The organism is Erysipelotrichaceae bacterium 66202529 (genome assembly GCA_017161075.1).
Lineage (GTDB): Bacteria > Bacillota_I > Bacilli_A > Erysipelotrichales > Erysipelotrichaceae > Clostridium_AQ.
Map to the genome: position 1 here is coordinate 4138259 of CP046174.1, position 17349 is coordinate 4155607.

Here is a 17349-nt window from a genome sequence, read left to right on the forward strand (position 1 = left end):
AAAAAATCAAATGTCTTCCTAATTTTATGAATCAATTTTTAAATCCCTGCAAAATATTTAATTCTTTTGACTTTTTTCAAAAGAAATATACACTTATAAGTAAGAAAACTGTCACATATAGATTATTTTTCAGTCTAATAGATAGGAAGCAAAGGAGGCTGATAGTATGCAGCAGGAAGAAATAAACAAACGAATTGATCAGGCGGTTCAGGGAGACCGCAGTGCATTGGAGGAGGTGCTGGCAGAAATACAGGATATGGTATTCAATCTGTCACTGCGTATGCTGGGAACGATTGCAGATGCACAGGATGCCACACAGGAAATCCTTATAAAGGTCATGACCAGCATTTCCACCTTTCGCAAGGAAAGCAAATTTCAGACCTGGGTATACCGGATTGCTGTTAATTATCTAATGGATGTACGAAGCTCGATGTTTGCTCAGCATCCTCTGGATTTTGATTTCTATGCAAATGATTTGCGTGCAAGCTATGTACCGGATGAAGAAGAAGCCCTGACAGGCTGTACAAGGGAGGAGGCCGCAAGAGAACTGAAGCTCTCCTGTACCAATGTCATGCTGCAATGCCTGAAACCTCAGGATCGCTGTATTTATATTCTCGGAACCATGTTTCACATTGACAGTCGAAGTGCCGCAGAGATACTGAATATGACACCGGAGGCATATCGCCAGCGGCTATCTCGTGCAAGAAAACGCATGGCTACTTTTTTAAGTGAATATTGCGGAGCTGTATCCAATGGCTTCTGTCAGTGTGACAAACGGATACCCTATGCGGTGATGACACATCGTCTTCAACCGCAGAATCTGGAATACAGCAGAATGAAGACACTGGATAAACGTATTTTAAATGAATTTTGTAATCATATGGAACAAATAGAGGAAATTATGGACAGCTTTGATCAGCTGCCGGCCTTCCGCTGCACGCTGGATGCAAAACGCTTGTTGAAGGAGCTTGTGGAATCAGACCTGATGAAAAAAGTTCAAAATACAAAGGAGGCTGCTTAATATGTCCCTTATGATGGAATATTTACAAGAGCTTCAGAAAAACAACAACCGGGAGTGGTTTCAAAACCATAAGGAGCTGCGAAAGGCTGCAGAGGCGGAGTTTGAGGAGCTACTTCAGGAGCTGATGGAACGCATTGCCTGCTTTGATCCCTCCATCATTGGATTCTCACCGAAAGAGCTGACCTTTAAGCAGGTGCGGGATACCCGATTCAGTAAGGATAAGACACCTTATTTACCAGCATTTCGTGCCCATATATCCGCAAAGAGAAAGCTCCCTGTTCCGGTTGGCTATTATATTCATCTGATGCCGGATAATCAAAGCTTTCTTGGCGGAGGACTGTTTGCGGATATGTTTAAGGACGCAACTGCCATGATGCGGGAAGCTATTGCCAAAAAACCGGATGAATTTGCTTCAATCATAAACGCACCTTCCTTTCAGAAGCATTTCACTATCCATGGAACGAAATTAAAGCGTGTACCGAAAGGATATGATCCAGAGCATGCAATGGCTGAATATCTCTGTCATAAAAGCTGGTGTTTGGAATATCCGCTTACGGATGATGAAGTGGAAGACCGTGAACAATTCCTGTCTCTGGCATCAACTATATTTCAAAGAATGAAGCCATTTCATGATTTCATGAATGCAGCATTGAAGGATTTTCAGTTTCCACAGCGATAAGAAGCATACAAGCTGCGTTACTGAGGCTGGTTCGGATTTTTTAATACAAAGAAGTGAAGCTTCTGTATTATTGAGCCTTACCTATATTTATGCTCAGGAACCAGCAGGAAATAAAATAATTAAAAGCAGCTTTATCCATGCTTATATTCAGGAAGTGTGCCCGAAAAAATGGAAATAGAGGAAAAGCTTCGAGTATCTATTTGTCACAATGGGCAAATCGTACATCTGTAAAAAATGAGAGAAGAAGGAAAACTCCAGGCAATCACAGGAATCTTTCCTTCTTCATTTTGTTTCTTAACTGTGTATCTGAAAATAAACTAGGTAGCTCCATTCTTGCTTCCTTTTACCGCTCATATTGCTGGATATGATCAATATTTGCATAAGAGCAAGTGGCAGTATCGTAAAAGTCTTTTCTTTTTTAAACGCTGAGGCTTTCCTCATCGTATTGTAAGGCATACATAACCGTTATTTACGAATGACAGCTCCTGCATGTAATGCTGGCTGCTTGGATATAGTGCGCATTGCTGTTACACACGTATGGCCGCTTCTGTTTGAAATGACTGGCCGTCAGTATAAGGAATCCCATAGAATTGCGCCAGCATCTTTTTCCATGCTGTATCCAGATTCTCATCCAGCTGAAACAAACCGGAATTGCCTACGATGAACACCTCGACTCCTGCATCACGCAATTCTGAGAAGGTCGTCGCATTACAGGAGCCATCCACCTCAATCAGGTAATGATATCCATGCTTCACCTTCAGCTTGCGAGCCTCCTTTATCTTATCCAGCATTTCCCGGATAAAGGCCTGCCCGGCAAAGCCTGGATCAACGCTCATAATGGTGATTTTATCAACCAGGTGTAGATAATGCTGTACATAGGATAAGGGAGTAGCCGGGTTCAAAACGATACCGGCTTTGCATCCGAGATCATGAATTTTATGCAGAATACGGAAGGCGTCGGAGTTAATGGTTTCCGCATGCGGCGAGATATAGGCAGCCTTTGCCTTTGCCAGAGTAACGATATAATCATCCGGATTCGTCACCATCAGATGGCAGTCTAACGGAACGCTGCTGATGCGGGATATTGCTTCTACAAAATCCGGAGAAAGTGTAATGTTTTTGACAAAATGACCATCCATTATGTCAATGTGATAGAAATCGGCATGTGAATTTAAGATTTGAATCTGTTCCTTAATTTTCAACAGATCCATGCACATTATCGATGGACTGAACATAGGCTTCATAAGCATTTCCTCCTTTTGCGTAAACGTTTACGTTGCTGTTCTTTTGAAAGCTCACCTTCGTGAGCTCAGGTTGATTCTCTTATGCAAAGTGATACCGGTATAATAAATTCCTGCTTTTCCAGCGCATGATGAATCCGCTTCAGCAGCGCATCTCCTGCCGCTTCCGCCATCAGCTCTGTATTTTGTGTAATCGTCGTCAGTGCCGGGTGGCAGAACTGCGATATGGATACATTATCGAAGCCGACAATTTTTACCTGCTCTGGAACCTGGATATTCTGTGCATGCAAGGCATTCAGACAGGCCAGAGCCATATTGTCATTGGTCGCAAATACGCCGTCAAAGAAACAGCCTTTGTCCGAAAGCAGCTGTGTGACAGTGGTAAATACACTGGTATAATCACTTTTTGTCATGATTTCCCAATCCTCATGAAATGGTATATCAGCCTCTTCCAGAGCTTCCAGATAACCGCTTCTCCTCTGCCGGATTGTTGACGCCCGCTTTTGATCCCTTAACAGCAAAATACGCCTGCACTGCTTCTGAATCAATTCTCTTGCGGCAAGATATCCGCCCTGACGATTGTCGGAATGGACAAAGATATGCACATCCTCCGGCTTTCGGTCGATATAAACGACGGGTATGGAGAATGCGGATTCCTGTATCGGATTTGCATTCTGTCCTGAGATATAAATGATTCCCTCTACCTGCTGCTCCATCAGATTGCGGATATGAAGCTGTTCAATTTCAATATCCTCATGAGAATCACAAATCAAAACAGAATACTGATGCTTGAGGAAAAACAGCTCCAGATTGCGGATGATCCTCGCGAAAAATTCATTGGTGATATCCGGAACAATGACACCGATGTTCCGGCTTCTCTGTGTCCGAAGCCCCTGAGCATTTTTGTTCAGTTGAAAGCCATATTCCTCAATCACCCTGCGTACACGAAGTTCCGTTTGCCTGGAATAGCCCCCCTTTTCGTGGAGAACGCGGGAAACCGTTGCGGTGGACACCTGTGCAAGCCGTGCGATATCTATAATATTATATTTATGATGCTCCAAGCTTACACCTCCTTTTACGTAAACGTTTAACTAATTCCATCTATATCATAGCCAAATTTCTTGTGCTTGTCAACATAGAAATAGCAGGAAGGGATGAAAAGAGATGGGAAGCCTTCGTATACGCACAGAAAACAGCAGATACCGTACTGGTGATCTACCGTTTTCACTGCTATGTGTATTCATTTTAAAGGGAATACTGCATTGTTCTTTAAAGCCTTATTCCTGTTCCAACCTATTTAATTTCCATCCTATACAAAAGTCTCGCAGCTTACCGCTTTTTCTTTGTTCCCTGCATCGTACATGAGCCCTTACAATATACAGCCTGTATCGTTCTGCTTTCTAAACGAAGGCAGTACAGCATATGCAGCAGAAAGGCAATCGCAGCAATCAGAAGCAGAATCTCCAGTTTTATGAGAAACCATAGCAGGAAAAAAGGAAAAAATGCAAAGGAGAAGGCATGCAGCTTCATACTCACCTCGATAACGGCACACCTTTTCCAGTAGGTATCTCTGTGCGTATCAAAGTGGCAAAAAACGAATTGCAGAAAACGGTCTGCCAGCTTCTGATATCGCATAAGCATAAGCTGTCCCGGTGTGAATGTAAGGTTGGGAAACAGCCTGCTTAAAACCATTTCGCGATGCAGCTTGCGCTTCATACATACCGGAAGACAGAGAAACAGCCCTATGATAACACTCATACAAAACAAGAGAATCAGCAGCCACAGACTGGCAAATGCCGGACTCCAGTCCCTGGCATTCAGAATACAGAAGATAAGAAAAACAGGAACAAGCCGTTTGGTCACATTAACAATCGTGATGGTTCCCATAGCCGACAGATAGCCCTGTGAGGTTTTATAACAGCCATAGAGAAAGCCTGTCAGATACAGCAGCTGCATACATAGCAGAAAGGGCAGAATAAGCGATGAGTATGTTTTTCGCAGCAGAATATACACACCAATACCAAGCACAGCAGCAGGAATCTGAAACAGCAACAGCACTGCCAGCTTCGCAAGAAAGTCTTTGCGGCAGGTGAGCGGATAAGCTAGAAATGTACGCCAGGAAAGCGGTGGTTCCCCCTCCCATGCAATCAGATACAAGATGCTTAAAAACAGAAAGGATGCCAGAACTGCGGCTGCCTGTATCTGAAGCTCCTGTAAGCGTGCACTATTATCGCCTACTGTAACATTGTAGGACTGTATACCGCTGCAATAGACATACAAAAGCAGCGCCAAGGGAACCAGATACTGCCATTTCCTGCTGCGTAAAATACGCAGAAGCTCATAACGTATCATACCGCATCCTCCTCCAGCTGGAAGAATTGTGTGATTTCCATATGGTTTTTGGTATCTAGTATCAGCCGATGACCATCCAGGACAAGCAAACGGTCAGCTATCGGTACAATACCGGCTGCAGTGTGACTGGTAATCAGGAATACTGTATCCTGAGATTTCTTACGAATCAGCTCACACAGGCATTCACTGCTTTTCGCATCAATGGCAACAAACGGCTCATCCATGATAATCATATCCGCATTACTGAGCAGAATGCAGGCAATCCCCGCTTTCTGTTCTTGCCCGGAGCTGCACTGATCAATGCGTTGCTCCAGATAATCAATGGATAGCGCCTGCAGAACCTCCTGCACTGCCTTATCCTGTAAGTTTAGATTTTTGCCATGAAAGGAACGGTAAAAATAACGCAGATTTTCCAGTACCGTCAGATGCCGATACAGGGGATGCGAAAACGGCAGATAGCCAATCGTCATTTCTGTTCGCTCAATGGTGCCATAATCTAAAGGAAGAAATCCGCAAAGCACATTCAGAAGTGTACTTTTACCGGCTCCGTTTTTACCAGTCAGCAGAATGCAGCCATCCCCTTGCTGTATGGTAAGATTCAAATCCTCCAAAATCCAGTCCGTATCATAGGCAAAGCATACCTTATTCAGCGTGATCTGTTTCATTTTGCCCTCTCCTTTCCTCATACAGGCTGCGCAGTCTTCGAATTCCCAAAAATAACAAATAGTCTAAAGGACTTTCCAGACGGGAGGATGCTCTGCCGATGACATAAAACACATGACCAAGCAGCAGAAATCCAATGACAGGATATGGCATATATTCATTATCAAGCAAAAGTGTCGCAAGCATGACCTCCACTACAATAAAGGAAGATACGCTATACTTAGCAGACTGTGGTTCCTGGATATCTTGCCACGCTGCTTCCATCTCCTGATCTACAGTCTGGAGAAGCTCTGTATTCTTCTCCTCCAAAAGTCCTGCAACTTTTTCCATATAAAAATTTTGCAGCTCACATTGTGCGAGCTTTTTTTCCAGCTGCTCCCTTTGCGTATCCAGTAGCTGCAGCTTCTTTTCCTGTAACAGCAGCTGCATATCCGCAAGTGACACATCCATTCTGCGCAATATTTTTATGAGCATCAGCATTCGGACATGCTCCTGTGTGTAACAGCGGTATCCGCTCTCATCCCTTGCAATATGCAGCAACCCTTTCTTCTCATACAAATTGATTGCTTTCCTACTTAATCCGGTTATACATACAACCTCCTGAATCCTCATACCATATCACCTCATATTTGAGGTTATTGTACAGCAGTCCCCAGGGGAACGGTCAATAATAAATACAAAATTTATACAAATTTTATAAAAAACACATATTAGACACTTAGAAGCAGATATTAGTTAACGTTTATAATACACAGTTATCCAATACGAAAACTGTCTGTAAAAGATGATTTCTCTTACAGACAGATAATCGTTTTTTTATAGCATTTTTATAATACCAAGGATGGCGCACTGTAGGCACGGCCTGCCATTTCAGCATCCAGCATATACAGACTCTTCGGATCGCTGCCGAATAATTCAAATTTCTTTACCATATCCTCCGCATTCTTTTCTTCCTCACCCTGCTCCTTTACGAACCAGTCAAGGAATTGCATCGTGCGGTAGTCCTTTACCTGATGTGCTGCATCATAAATGGTATTGATCAGGCTGGTTACATAGCGCTCATGCTCCAAGGCGAAATCCAACGGATCCTTTAAGGCTGTGCAGACTTTATCAGGCTTATCCACCTGCTCCAGAGTAATGTGCTCCCCGTTATTCTGCAGATACTGCAAAAGCAGCATTGCATGATCACGTTCCTCCTGTGTCTGAATCCTGTACCAGTTTGCGAAGCCATCCAGCCCCTGCTCCTGATAGTATAAAGAGAAATCCAGATACAGATATGCGGAGTACAGCTCCTTATTGATCTGATCATTCAGTAATTCGGATACTTTTTTATCAAGCATAATCTTACCTCCTGTGTCTTACAGTATAAGTATACTCTGTAAGCATCAGATTCGGAAGTACCTTTTTTACATTTTTTACTAAAATGTGACAGCTATATGACTATTCCTTTGCGCGTTCCACCTTTAGCTTTTTGCCCTTAATGGTTTTCCGGCGCAGGGCATGCAGCACCTGCATTCCCTTTCCATGCAGTATATCCACATAGGACTGATGATCCTGTACCTGAATAACACCGATATCATCCCCGCTGACACCTTCAATTTCACAAATGGCCCCAACGATATCCCCGGGACGGATTTTCTTTGTCTTTCCACCGCCAAGGTACAACTTCATGGTATCCTTGCGCAAATCCTTCCCTTTTTCCTCCTTTTGTGACTGCGGAGTACCCAGCTTTTTCAGGGCTTCCCTATCCGCTATCACAGCATCCAGCTCTGCACAGTCATGAAATTCCAGTGCATTTCCAAGATACTCCTCGAGCTCCTGAAGCCGGAAATCATCATACTGTGAAACAAAGGATATCGCAATCCCACTGCGGTCAAGCCGTGCAGAACGCCCGATTCGGTGTATGTAGGTTTCTTTTTTATTCGGCATATCATAATTGATAATATGTGTTACATCCTGTATATCAATCCCTCTTGCGGCTACATCGGTCGCTGTGAGAATACGCAGCTTCCCCAGACGAAAATCCTTCATGTTTTCCAATCGATCCTCCTGCAGCATCCCTCCGTGCAGCTGATCGACACTGATTCCCTTATCATACAGCATATGACAGATTTCACGAACATGCTCCTGTGTTTTCGCAAAAATGATACAGGATTCTGGCTGTTCCCTGCAAAGCAGCTTTAACAATGCCTGCGGCTTTTCATGCTCCTTCATACGGTATGCATAATGATGCATCTGTTCACTAACCGATGTGTTCTGCTTGATTTCCACAGCTTCCGGATGCTTCAGAAAGTCATTCGCTAGCTCCTGTATCTCATTTGGCAGGGTTGCGGAAAACATACAGACAGAAGCAGTTTTCGGCAAATGGAAAAATATCTTCTGCACTGTTTCAATGAATCCCATATTCAGCATTTCATCTGCTTCATCCAGAATGATATAGCGCAGCTTATCCGTCCGCAAAGTTCCCTGTTCCAGATGATCCAGTACCCTACCCGGTGTCCCTGCGACAACATGTGTCCGCTGCTTTAAATCCTGTGCCTGAAAACGGAAGGGCTGTTTGCCGAATACAGCAGCTGTTTTGATTCTCTTGTAGGCACCGATATTGTCAAATTCTCCTTTGATTTGCAAAGCGAGCTCTCTGGTCGGACTCAGCACCAGAGCCTGTGGGGAGCGTTCATCCCAGACCAGATCCTGTATAACAGGGATTGCAAATGATGCAGTTTTTCCACTCCCGGTTCTTGATTTAACCAGGATATCCTTCTTTTCCAGCATGAGCGGTATGACAGCTTCCTGTACCGGAAGCGGACTCTCATAGCCCAGTGTATGCAGTGCCTCACAGATGGAGGCATCCAGCTTATAATCTTCAAATTTCATAATTTATCACCTATATGTTTCAGCTTTCCTACCTATTATACGGGATAACGTGAGGAAAGGCAAAGACAGACGCTGTGAAATATTACAAAATTGTAATCCTGCTGTAAGCTGAAACACACGACAATCCGATGTACATACGATATAATGCAGGTAGAAAGAAGGAGGAGATGGAGATGAAAAAACTGTTAAGCTGGATTGGCACTGCACTCTGTTTGGCATTTTTCGGATATCACGCCTGAACCTCTGATTTGACATTCGTCTGTTAACTATCACGAAGCGCTGAGAGGCGCTTTTTTCAATGTGGAACAGATAGGTGATATGGTGTTGCATAGTAACAGGATATTTTTTATATAACATTTTTTCATAGGATACAGGATATGCGAAAAGCAATGCTATTTGTTAAAGCTGACAGACAGCTAACAGGATTGTAAGCAAAGTGTAAGTAACTTCACACGACGAAGCCATCTGCTTTCGGTATACTATAGGTGTAAAGACAGGAGGGACGCCACCATGAAAAAATTCATCGAGATTGCAGAAGCTATCGCATGCATCCTGTTTCTTGGATATCGTGAAGAAAACTTCATCCGATAACTTCCCACAGTTATATTTCGCTGTGTTTCTATAGATTGGGCACCCGTACGCTTTGTACAGGTTCCCTTTACAGGTTATGATGCACAGCCAGGTCTAATGATATGCTGTATCTGTGATTGATTAGAGTATGATGCTAAGGGAACAGCCCCTATTGTATCATGTTCTCTCATATGCTGATATTTATCTATTTTCCAAAGGACTGTGCAGCATTAGCCCTTATAGTTCTTCTGTGGATTCTTCTAACCTCTGTTTCCTCCCTGGTTCTGTAAGAATTGTTGACTGCTCCCAAGTATGTCTGAGATAAATGGATTGTGCAAGTATGCATTCAAAGATATTACTGAGCAGCATCGCCAACCAGATTCCGGTAATTCCAAGATGAGTAAAGCGGTGGAACAGGAGAATCATTGGAATGCGGAAAGCCCATAGCCGCATCATGGATAGGATAAAGGTATAGTTTGTATGACCGGAGCCGTTAAATACACCATCGTTCAAGTTGATATACCAGCCCATAAACACACCGCATAATAATGCAAATAACGCATATTCACGAGTCAGCTCCACAAGCTGGATGGATGCGTTCGGTACAAATATATGGATAAACGGGGTTATCGCGAACATTCCGATGATGGTCAGCGCAGATGAGAACAATGTTGACAGCTTCATTGCTGTATGAAAAGCTTTACGGGCACGCTCCGGGTTATTGGCGCCCAGATTTTGACCGACAAAGGTAGCTAAAATTGTACCAATGGATGTAACGGGGATATAGGCAAGCGTCACCAGTTTCGCACCGACACCGTAAGCCGATATGGCGATGGCACCATAGTAAACAATGTATTTATTCATGATGACAAAGCCCAGATTTTCCAGAAACTGCCCGCTTGCGGCAGGAATGCAGAGCTTCAGTATCATTTTCCCGTCTGCAGGACGAAATGGGTATGTGCGAAAGTCGATATGTACCGGAAATTCCTTATCATGAAGACGTCGCCAGGCAAATGGCACCATAATCAGCTTGGATACTACCGTGGCAATGGCTGCCCCAAGTATGCCGAAGTGAAACACAAATATAAAGATTGGATCCAATACCGCATTGAATAGAGACGCACACGTATTCAGCTTTACGCCGGAACGGCTGTCACCGGCACTCTGCCGCATGGCCATATAGAGATTCAGCATCAGCAGACCGATATAATCAAAGGAAATTCCAAACAGATACCAGTAGCTGTCATCATAGATTTCTTTTGGCGTATCCAGCCAGTTCAGAATCGGATGCAGCAGAAGCAGAGTTCCCGCACTCAAAAGGATGGCAAAGCCTATCGCAAAATATAAAAGAGCTGTTGCGAAACGGCAGGCATCCTCTTTTTGATTTGCCCCAAGACGAGTGGATATCAAAGCGATAGCGGCTGCGCTGAGTCCCATAGCAACACTTTGTGCACACCACATGATCGGGCCTACCAGCGAAACAGCACCTACCTGTAATTCTCCTATCTGTCCTACCCAGAAGGTATCGATAATATTATAGAGAGAGTTTACCAGATTCAGTATAAAGAGAGGTACTGCCATGCGCAGCAGCGCTTTCGTCAGATTACCTTGTAATATACCTTTTTCCTGCATCGGTATCTCTCCTTCCTATATTGTTATATCATAGCATATTTCTTGCTCTTCGCCTATAGATCAGGAGAGTAGATTGTATATAAGGATGTATGGATTTGATTATTTCATTACAATTTAGATACAAAACAGACAGCAGCTTGTGCTATTCTTATAGCATGAGGTAATTCATACCGCAAGAGAGCGGTGGAATGGAGGCTTATATGAAAAAGGGAAGACGAAATAAAATAACGGATGTCAGAGGTGTTCGTGTCGGACATAAAACAATAGCAGAGGATGCGTTACAAACCGGTGTCACTGTGATTCTTCCAACAGAAGGTGATATTTTTCGTGAGAAGCTGTCAGCGGGATGCCATGTTATTAACGGATTTGGAAAAACAAGCGGGTTGGTACAGCTGGAGGAGCTTGGAACGCTGGAGAGTCCGATTGCATTAACAAACACACTAAGCGTAGGTACCGTACAGCAGGCACTGGTAAAGTATATGCTAAGAGATCATCCGGAAATCGGTACGACAGGCGGTAGTGTGAATGTTGTTGTGGGAGAGTGTAATGATGGGTATCTGAATGATATACGTGCGTGCTGTATTCAGGAAGAGGATGTGTATGATGCAATCAAAGATGCTAAGGAGAATTTTGAGCTTGGTGCTGTTGGTGCAGGCCGTGGTATGAGCTGTTTTGAGATGAAGGGAGGTATCGGTTCTGCATCAAGAGTCATCGTATTGGATGAATCAGATTATACGGTAGGTGCTCTGGTGCTTTCCAATTTTGGATTACAGGGTGATTACATAACGGATTCTATATCCTTTCGTGAATATCTGAATGAACAGGTAGAGCAGGGCAGCATTATCATTGTTCTGGCAACGGATATTCCGATGTCCGATAGGCAGCTGAAGCGTTTATGCAAGCGCATGCCGGTGGCGCTGGCACGGCTGGGCTCACATTTGGGAAATGGAAGCGGCGATATTGTGATTGCTTTTTCTACAGCAAATAAATTTCCACATGAATCAAAGAGTAGCTTTCTTTCGCAAAGTGTTCTTCACGAACAGCAAATCGACAAGGTTTTTCGTGCAGCCATCGAAGCATGTGAGGAGGCGATACAAAGCTCCCTGGATGCTGCGGAAACGGTAGTCGGACGCGAGGGTCATTGCAGGTATAGTTTAAAGGATACATTGATAGGAAGGGAAAAGGAGAAGGTCAAATAAAATATCAATATAAAGAGGGAGATAAAAAAGTGGTTCTTTCTCGATTCTAGGTATATGGAATCGTGAGCTACAAAATCGATGGTTATCAATCCTTTTGTATCTCATATCCTCTCCTGTACCTTAAAGTGAGAAAGAACCAGATTATTTCATCCTTTCGATTACATCCTATGACATTAAATCCTTGATATATTTTTGTAGCTTTGGATCACAGCAATAAATATAGCATCCTTTCATACCTCTTGTCATCAGTGTATAATACGTATTTAAGATAATTTGTCGTTCTATATATTTTGCTTTTCTTGGATCCTCACGATACAGTTTTTTCAACCCCTTTACAGATGAATCAGTTTTAGCTCTCCGCCTATAATCAGTTACAAGTTCATCATTTTCATATCGAAGATCTTCTCCTATGATAACTCCTACATAATCAAATTCAAGCCCCTGTGTAGTATGGATACAGCCTATCTGATCAATAGATCCTTTGCTTATTGCATATGGATCATTAGCATCCAGATTCCAACTCATTTTAAACTCACCAATCTCAATGTCATTATGTTTTGGATTACTTCTGCCAGCTTTTTCCCACTCCCAGCAATAACCTGCTAAAATTCTGGCTTTCCCTGATATATCATTTTTTTCATTGATCATAGCCCTTAATTTATTTGGATCATCTATAATACGAAAATCAAAATTTATATCCTTGAAATTGTAATTTGCAGTTTCTTCTAACTGCAGCATATTTCTTATCCAAGCAAGATATCCATCAGATCCATTACAGCGGAATTGTGAATGCAATTCATATTGTATAACCTCCGCATTTAGTAGTTGTGCCTGCTTTTGAAACTCAGAAATACTTCCAAAATCACGAAAATGAACACGTTGATAGGGATCGATAAAGAAAACAGTAAAGAGTGATGATTCTATCAGCTCCTGTATCTGGTTTTCACCTTTTTGAAACATACCTGATTTTTCTCTTAATCTATGCGCTTCGTCTATAATCAAAAAATCATAATCGTTCGGTTGCTGCTGATAAAAATTATCAGGAGCAGCAAACAGCGATTTGATTTTGCTTTTCTTCATTTTACCAGCAAGTCTATCTATGTAAACGTTGCGTGGAGCCGCATTCTTTGTTATATATTGCCCGAACATGTCTTCCTTTAGTAGCTTTACCATCGCATTTACAGCAATCACAGATTTCCCTGTTCCTGAACCGCCTTTTGCAATCATTACCCGTTTCCTTTTATCCTTTTGACACAATCTGGCCATATAAAGAATTTCTTCATAAACTACTTTCTGTGTATCCAGCATAGTAAATTCCTGATTTCCATCCAGCATTGAAGAAATGCAGTCCTGAAGACTCTTGGAAGGTCTAATTCTGCCATTCTCTATTAGAAACAGTACCTCCTTATGATCCCCTTCTTTTAAATGCTTTTTAATAAATTCTCGTAGTCTTGGAATCTCTCCCTGCGTGAATAAGGGTGATTTTTCAATACATGCATTATAAATTGGATTTTTGATATTTTGTTCTTTCTTTAAATCATAATTATGCAGATATGCACAGGGATACAACTGTATATCTTTTTTCCCAACCTCCTCGATGTAATCATTCATATGCTGTACATATGACCAAGCCTGATAGCAAGGATGTACAACGCGATGCACTCCTTTTCCCAGTGCCGTCATAACCTCAGTATTTATCAAATCATCGCGGTTGAATACCGTTTCCACACGTTCCCACTGCTTTAGCTCAATGATAATAGCACTTGCTTTTCCATCATGATTATATCCAGACATAATAAAATCCACACGCTTGTTTGTTTTAGGAATATTATATTCAATTGCTACACCGCAGGTATCCGGTATATTCGAATCATTTAATACCTTATACATATATTGAAGCGAATTTCTCCACGAGGTTACTTCTTTTTTACTTGTATGAATGTGCATATGCTCATAAAGCTTTTCCTCTAAAAGATGGGGTATTTTATCAAGATCCATATCCATTCTAAAATCATATTTTGTTCCCTCATATATTAGCATAATAAAGTACCTCCTTATCCACAGCCTTTACTCTTACATTATAACTCAATAACTGATATATTCAATTACATATCGATATTGACACCGCCAAATGTAAACGCTATTATTTAATAGATAGGGGTGGGAATATGAAAATACTGGCACATATAAACAGCAATCAGGAAGAGCAGTCATTACAGGAGCATAGTGTGAATACCTTTGCGGCGATTGAAAAGTACGCAGCAGCAAGAGGTCTTACGAATTGCATGAAGCTGACTGCTTTTTTGCATGACTGCGGGAAGGCATCGCAGAGCTTTCAGGAGTATATAAGAAAAGCAGCCCTGGAAAATATATTTCTCCCTAAGGTAAATCATTCCTCAGCTGGCGCACAGATATTGCTCGAAGTCTGTCAGCAATATACTACTAGCGATGATACGCTTGTGAAGCTCATGCTGGCACAGACAATCGTCTCTCATCATGGATTAAGCGACTTTTTCAATGTCAGTGGTGAGAATATGCTGCATAAACGCTGTTATCCGGAGAAAGAACTGGATATGAAGCATATTAAAAGCTATGTCGATAAGGTTACTGATTCACAGGAGCTAACAACACTTTTCATTGCGGCTCAACAGGAATTATTCAAGTATGTTACAGATATTGTCCAACAGAATACAACGAAGGATTATATAGATATCTTTTTTCATCTGGGCGCCTTGCAGCGGCTTATGCTTTCACTGTTAATCCATGGAGACCGTGAGGATACACGCAATTTTATGGAGCATACACGAACAGCCAGCTATCAGGAGGACTCGATTTGGAAAGCAGCATCAGAAAACCTGGAATCTCATATCGTAAAAATAACGAAAAAGTCTACTAAAAATAAAATCAATAAACTGCGTACCGATATATCCAATCAATGCAAAGAATTTGGCTGTCAGCCTTCTGGAATTTATCGCTTATCCTGCCCTACCGGCTCCGGCAAGACACTGGCGTCTCTTCGGTATGCTTTACAGCATGCCCAAGTATATCACAAGAAGCATATCATCTATGTTGCGCCTTATAAAACAATACTGGAGCAAAATGCTGAAGTGATGAAACAGTTTTTTTCAGAAGACTTTGTTTTAGAGCATCATTCCAATATCATTCCTTCAGAATACACAGATTATGATTATTACAGCTCATCCTGGAATAAACCTGTGATTTTAACTACAGCAGTACGTTTTTTCGATACTCTATTTAAAGATAGGACAACAGATGTGCGCAGGTTTCATCAGTTAGCTGATTCCATAGTGATTTTGGATGAGGCACAGAAGATACCTGTTAAAACAGTTTCCATGTTTAATGAAATGATGAACTTTCTTGCCTGTCATTGTAATACTACCATTGTGTTGTGCACTGCAACACAGCCCTTACTGGAAAAAACAAAGTATCCTATCCGATTGGCTTCCGATTCAGAAATCGTTCGGCAGACGGAGGAACTGCATGAGCATTTTAAACGTGTACATATAGAAGATGTCTGTCGTAGTGATGGTTACACGATGACAGATGTATCTGATTTCATATTTCAGAAGCTGAAGCCGGGAAATAGTTTATTGGCTATCGTCAATACAAAAGCAGAAGCATTAGATTTATACCATGCTTGTAAGCTGCATCATGAATTACATGATATGTATTTATATCATTTATCAACAGGAATGTGTCCAGAACATCGACAGGATAAATTAAAAGAAATGGAGGAGCACGTAATCAAAAAGGATACTGTTTTATGTATAGCAACAAATCTAATTGAGGCAGGTGTTGATCTTGATTGCGATATTGTCATTCGTTCCCTTTGCGGGTTGGACAGTATCTTACAGGCAGCAGGCAGATGTAATCGTAATGGGAAAAATGATGATTTAGGAACAGTGTATCTGATCAATTCCAGTGAAGAACATATTGATAAGCTGACAGATGTGAAAAAGGGACAGGATGAAACAAGTATATTACTAGCTCAACTGCATAAGTCAAAGGAAGGCAGCAATGTCGATGAGCTCTTATCTCTTTCATATATTGAACAATATTACGAATCCTATTTTTTCAGCCGCAGGCATGATATGGGGTATTCAACCGTTGTTGATGGAAAAAAGGTTACTCTATTTGACCTGCTTACACAAAGAGGTCATCTAACGAAAAATTCAGAAGCGTTATTTCATCCATATCTGGGACAGGCTTTAAAAAGTGCAGGGCATAAATTTGAAATGATAGATTCAGACAGCATCGGTATACTTGTACCGTATGGCGGTGGTTCCGAGTTGATTGCGAAGCTGCAAAGTTCAATCAGTAATGCAGAGAAATATGCCCTGCTTGATCAGGCACAGCGGTTTATGGTGAATGTGTATGAGAATAAGTATAAGGAAATGATGAAGGAAGATATGCTTGTTCAGCTTGAGTTTAATGGAATGCTGGTGCTGAAGGAGGGGTTTTATAAGGAAGATACCGGATTGGAGATAAAAAAAGAGTTGGAGGATATGTTTGTATAATAAAAAAGGCATATAGCCTTTCTTAAAACGTACATTCACCAATACATATAAATATTTAGATCCACAGTATTTCACTGACGTGATTTATTATAGTGTATATTCTACATTTAGTCAAAGAGAAAGAATTAGAATAAATTACAATAGAGTAAAAAAGCTAAGTAATAAAATCTGTAATAATTTTTATAGGCTTATCATATGTTTGAAATACTATCATATTTATTCTTCATTTATATGTAAATGGTTAGATGTAAGTGTTTAAACATTGTGCTTTACAACCTTTACTTTATGTGATAACCTTATTGTGTGAGTGAAAGAGCTTACAATGTTGGCGTACATCTAATTGGTTTATAAGATCACAGAGCCCAAAGATAGGAGGTGTAAATTGCAATACATGAAGGAGACTGATGAAAGAAGAGAAGATGATCGTTATGTGATTATTCACAAAGATTTTATGAATGTAACAATGAAAATCATATATACTTTAATAGTCGCAATTATCTACATACTCTTCAAGTTTGCTTAGATTTTAAATACAATATGATGTTGTTTAATACATCATATTGTATTATAAAATTAAAAT

13 protein-coding genes are annotated in these 17349 nt (G+C 41.4%); 4 read left to right on the forward strand and 9 right to left on the reverse strand.

The window, feature by feature from the left end:
• Positions 1 to 166: 166 nt before the first annotated feature.
• Together GKZ87_19555 and GKZ87_19560 are read left to right on the forward strand one after the other, a co-directional pair.
• Positions 167 to 1021 carry a sigma-70 family RNA polymerase sigma factor gene (locus tag GKZ87_19555; GenBank protein ID QSI27534.1) on the forward strand — a complete coding sequence of 285 codons (855 nt, stop codon included), beginning with the start codon at positions 167 to 169 and terminating at the stop codon, positions 1019 to 1021.
• Between the two features lies 1 nt (position 1022).
• Positions 1023 to 1700, forward strand: coding sequence for a TIGR02453 family protein (locus GKZ87_19560; GenBank protein ID QSI27535.1), 678 nt, complete (start codon positions 1023 to 1025; stop codon positions 1698 to 1700).
• 527 nt (positions 1701 to 2227) lie between these two features.
• Here GKZ87_19560 and rpe read toward each other — a convergent pair.
• The 8 genes from rpe to GKZ87_19600 form a co-directional block, all read right to left on the reverse strand.
• Complete coding sequence (rpe, locus tag GKZ87_19565; protein QSI27536.1) at positions 2228 to 2944, reverse strand: ribulose-phosphate 3-epimerase; 717 nt, start codon at positions 2942 to 2944, stop codon at positions 2228 to 2230.
• A 65-nt stretch (positions 2945 to 3009) separates the two neighbouring features.
• A complete protein-coding gene (locus GKZ87_19570) occupies positions 3010 to 4002 on the reverse strand; it encodes a substrate-binding domain-containing protein (GenBank protein QSI27537.1) in 993 nt (330 codons plus the stop codon).
• Positions 4003 to 4270: 268 nt separating this feature from the next.
• Complete coding sequence (locus GKZ87_19575) at positions 4271 to 5293, reverse strand: hypothetical protein (GenBank protein ID QSI27538.1); 1023 nt, start codon at positions 5291 to 5293, stop codon at positions 4271 to 4273.
• Positions 5290 to 5958 carry an ATP-binding cassette domain-containing protein gene (locus GKZ87_19580; protein ID QSI27539.1) on the reverse strand — a complete coding sequence of 223 codons (669 nt, stop codon included), beginning with the start codon at positions 5956 to 5958 and terminating at the stop codon, positions 5290 to 5292. The genes GKZ87_19575 and GKZ87_19580 overlap by 4 nt, the downstream gene beginning before the upstream one ends.
• Complete coding sequence (locus GKZ87_19585; protein ID QSI27540.1) at positions 5936 to 6568, reverse strand: MerR family transcriptional regulator; 633 nt, start codon at positions 6566 to 6568, stop codon at positions 5936 to 5938. Before GKZ87_19585 ends, GKZ87_19580 begins: the two co-directional genes overlap by 23 nt.
• Before the next feature lie 215 nt (positions 6569 to 6783).
• Entirely contained in the window at positions 6784 to 7296 is a 513-nt protein-coding gene (locus GKZ87_19590; protein ID QSI27541.1) for a ferritin, read from the reverse strand.
• A gap of 100 nt (positions 7297 to 7396) precedes the next feature.
• Positions 7397 to 8830, reverse strand: coding sequence for a DEAD/DEAH box helicase (locus tag GKZ87_19595; protein ID QSI27542.1), 1434 nt, complete (start codon positions 8828 to 8830; stop codon positions 7397 to 7399).
• Positions 8831 to 9637: 807 nt separating this feature from the next.
• Positions 9638 to 11032: an MATE family efflux transporter gene (locus tag GKZ87_19600; GenBank protein QSI27543.1), complete on the reverse strand. Its 1395-nt coding sequence runs from the start codon at positions 11030 to 11032 to the stop codon at positions 9638 to 9640.
• A 200-nt stretch (positions 11033 to 11232) separates the two neighbouring features.
• On the opposite strand from GKZ87_19600, the gene GKZ87_19605 reads away from it, so the two are divergent.
• A complete protein-coding gene (locus GKZ87_19605) occupies positions 11233 to 12231 on the forward strand; it encodes a S58 family peptidase (GenBank protein QSI27544.1) in 999 nt (332 codons plus the stop codon).
• A 165-nt stretch (positions 12232 to 12396) separates the two neighbouring features.
• Here the strand turns inward: GKZ87_19605 and GKZ87_19610 are convergent, their stop codons facing one another.
• Entirely contained in the window at positions 12397 to 14271 is a 1875-nt protein-coding gene (locus GKZ87_19610; GenBank protein QSI27545.1) for a DUF2075 domain-containing protein, read from the reverse strand.
• 128 nt (positions 14272 to 14399) lie between these two features.
• Between GKZ87_19610 and cas3 the strand changes: the two genes are divergently transcribed.
• Entirely contained in the window at positions 14400 to 16769 is a 2370-nt protein-coding gene (gene cas3, locus GKZ87_19615; protein QSI27546.1) for a CRISPR-associated helicase Cas3', read from the forward strand.
• The last annotated feature ends 580 nt before the right edge of the window (positions 16770 to 17349 follow it).

Excerpts from the sequence above, each read along its gene's own strand:
- GKZ87_19605 (QSI27544.1), top strand. The coding sequence starts at position 11,233 with ATGAAAAAGGGAAGACGAAATAAAATAACGGATGTCAGAGGTGTTCGT.
- cas3 (QSI27546.1), top strand. The coding sequence starts at position 14,400 with ATGAAAATACTGGCACATATAAACAGCAATCAGGAAGAGCAGTCATTA.
- GKZ87_19595 (QSI27542.1), bottom strand. The coding sequence starts at position 8,830 with ATGAAATTTGAAGATTATAAGCTGGATGCCTCCATCTGTGAGGCACTG.
- GKZ87_19590 (QSI27541.1), bottom strand. The coding sequence starts at position 7,296 with ATGCTTGATAAAAAAGTATCCGAATTACTGAATGATCAGATCAATAAG.
- GKZ87_19575 (QSI27538.1), bottom strand. The coding sequence starts at position 5,293 with ATGATACGTTATGAGCTTCTGCGTATTTTACGCAGCAGGAAATGGCAG.
- GKZ87_19600 (QSI27543.1), bottom strand. The coding sequence starts at position 11,032 with ATGCAGGAAAAAGGTATATTACAAGGTAATCTGACGAAAGCGCTGCTG.
- GKZ87_19610 (QSI27545.1), bottom strand. The coding sequence starts at position 14,271 with ATGCTAATATATGAGGGAACAAAATATGATTTTAGAATGGATATGGAT.
- GKZ87_19560 (QSI27535.1), top strand. The coding sequence starts at position 1,023 with ATGTCCCTTATGATGGAATATTTACAAGAGCTTCAGAAAAACAACAAC.
- rpe (QSI27536.1), bottom strand. The coding sequence starts at position 2,944 with ATGAAGCCTATGTTCAGTCCATCGATAATGTGCATGGATCTGTTGAAA.
- GKZ87_19585 (QSI27540.1), bottom strand. The coding sequence starts at position 6,568 with ATGAGGATTCAGGAGGTTGTATGTATAACCGGATTAAGTAGGAAAGCA.
- GKZ87_19580 (QSI27539.1), bottom strand. The coding sequence starts at position 5,958 with ATGAAACAGATCACGCTGAATAAGGTATGCTTTGCCTATGATACGGAC.
- GKZ87_19555 (QSI27534.1), top strand. The coding sequence starts at position 167 with ATGCAGCAGGAAGAAATAAACAAACGAATTGATCAGGCGGTTCAGGGA.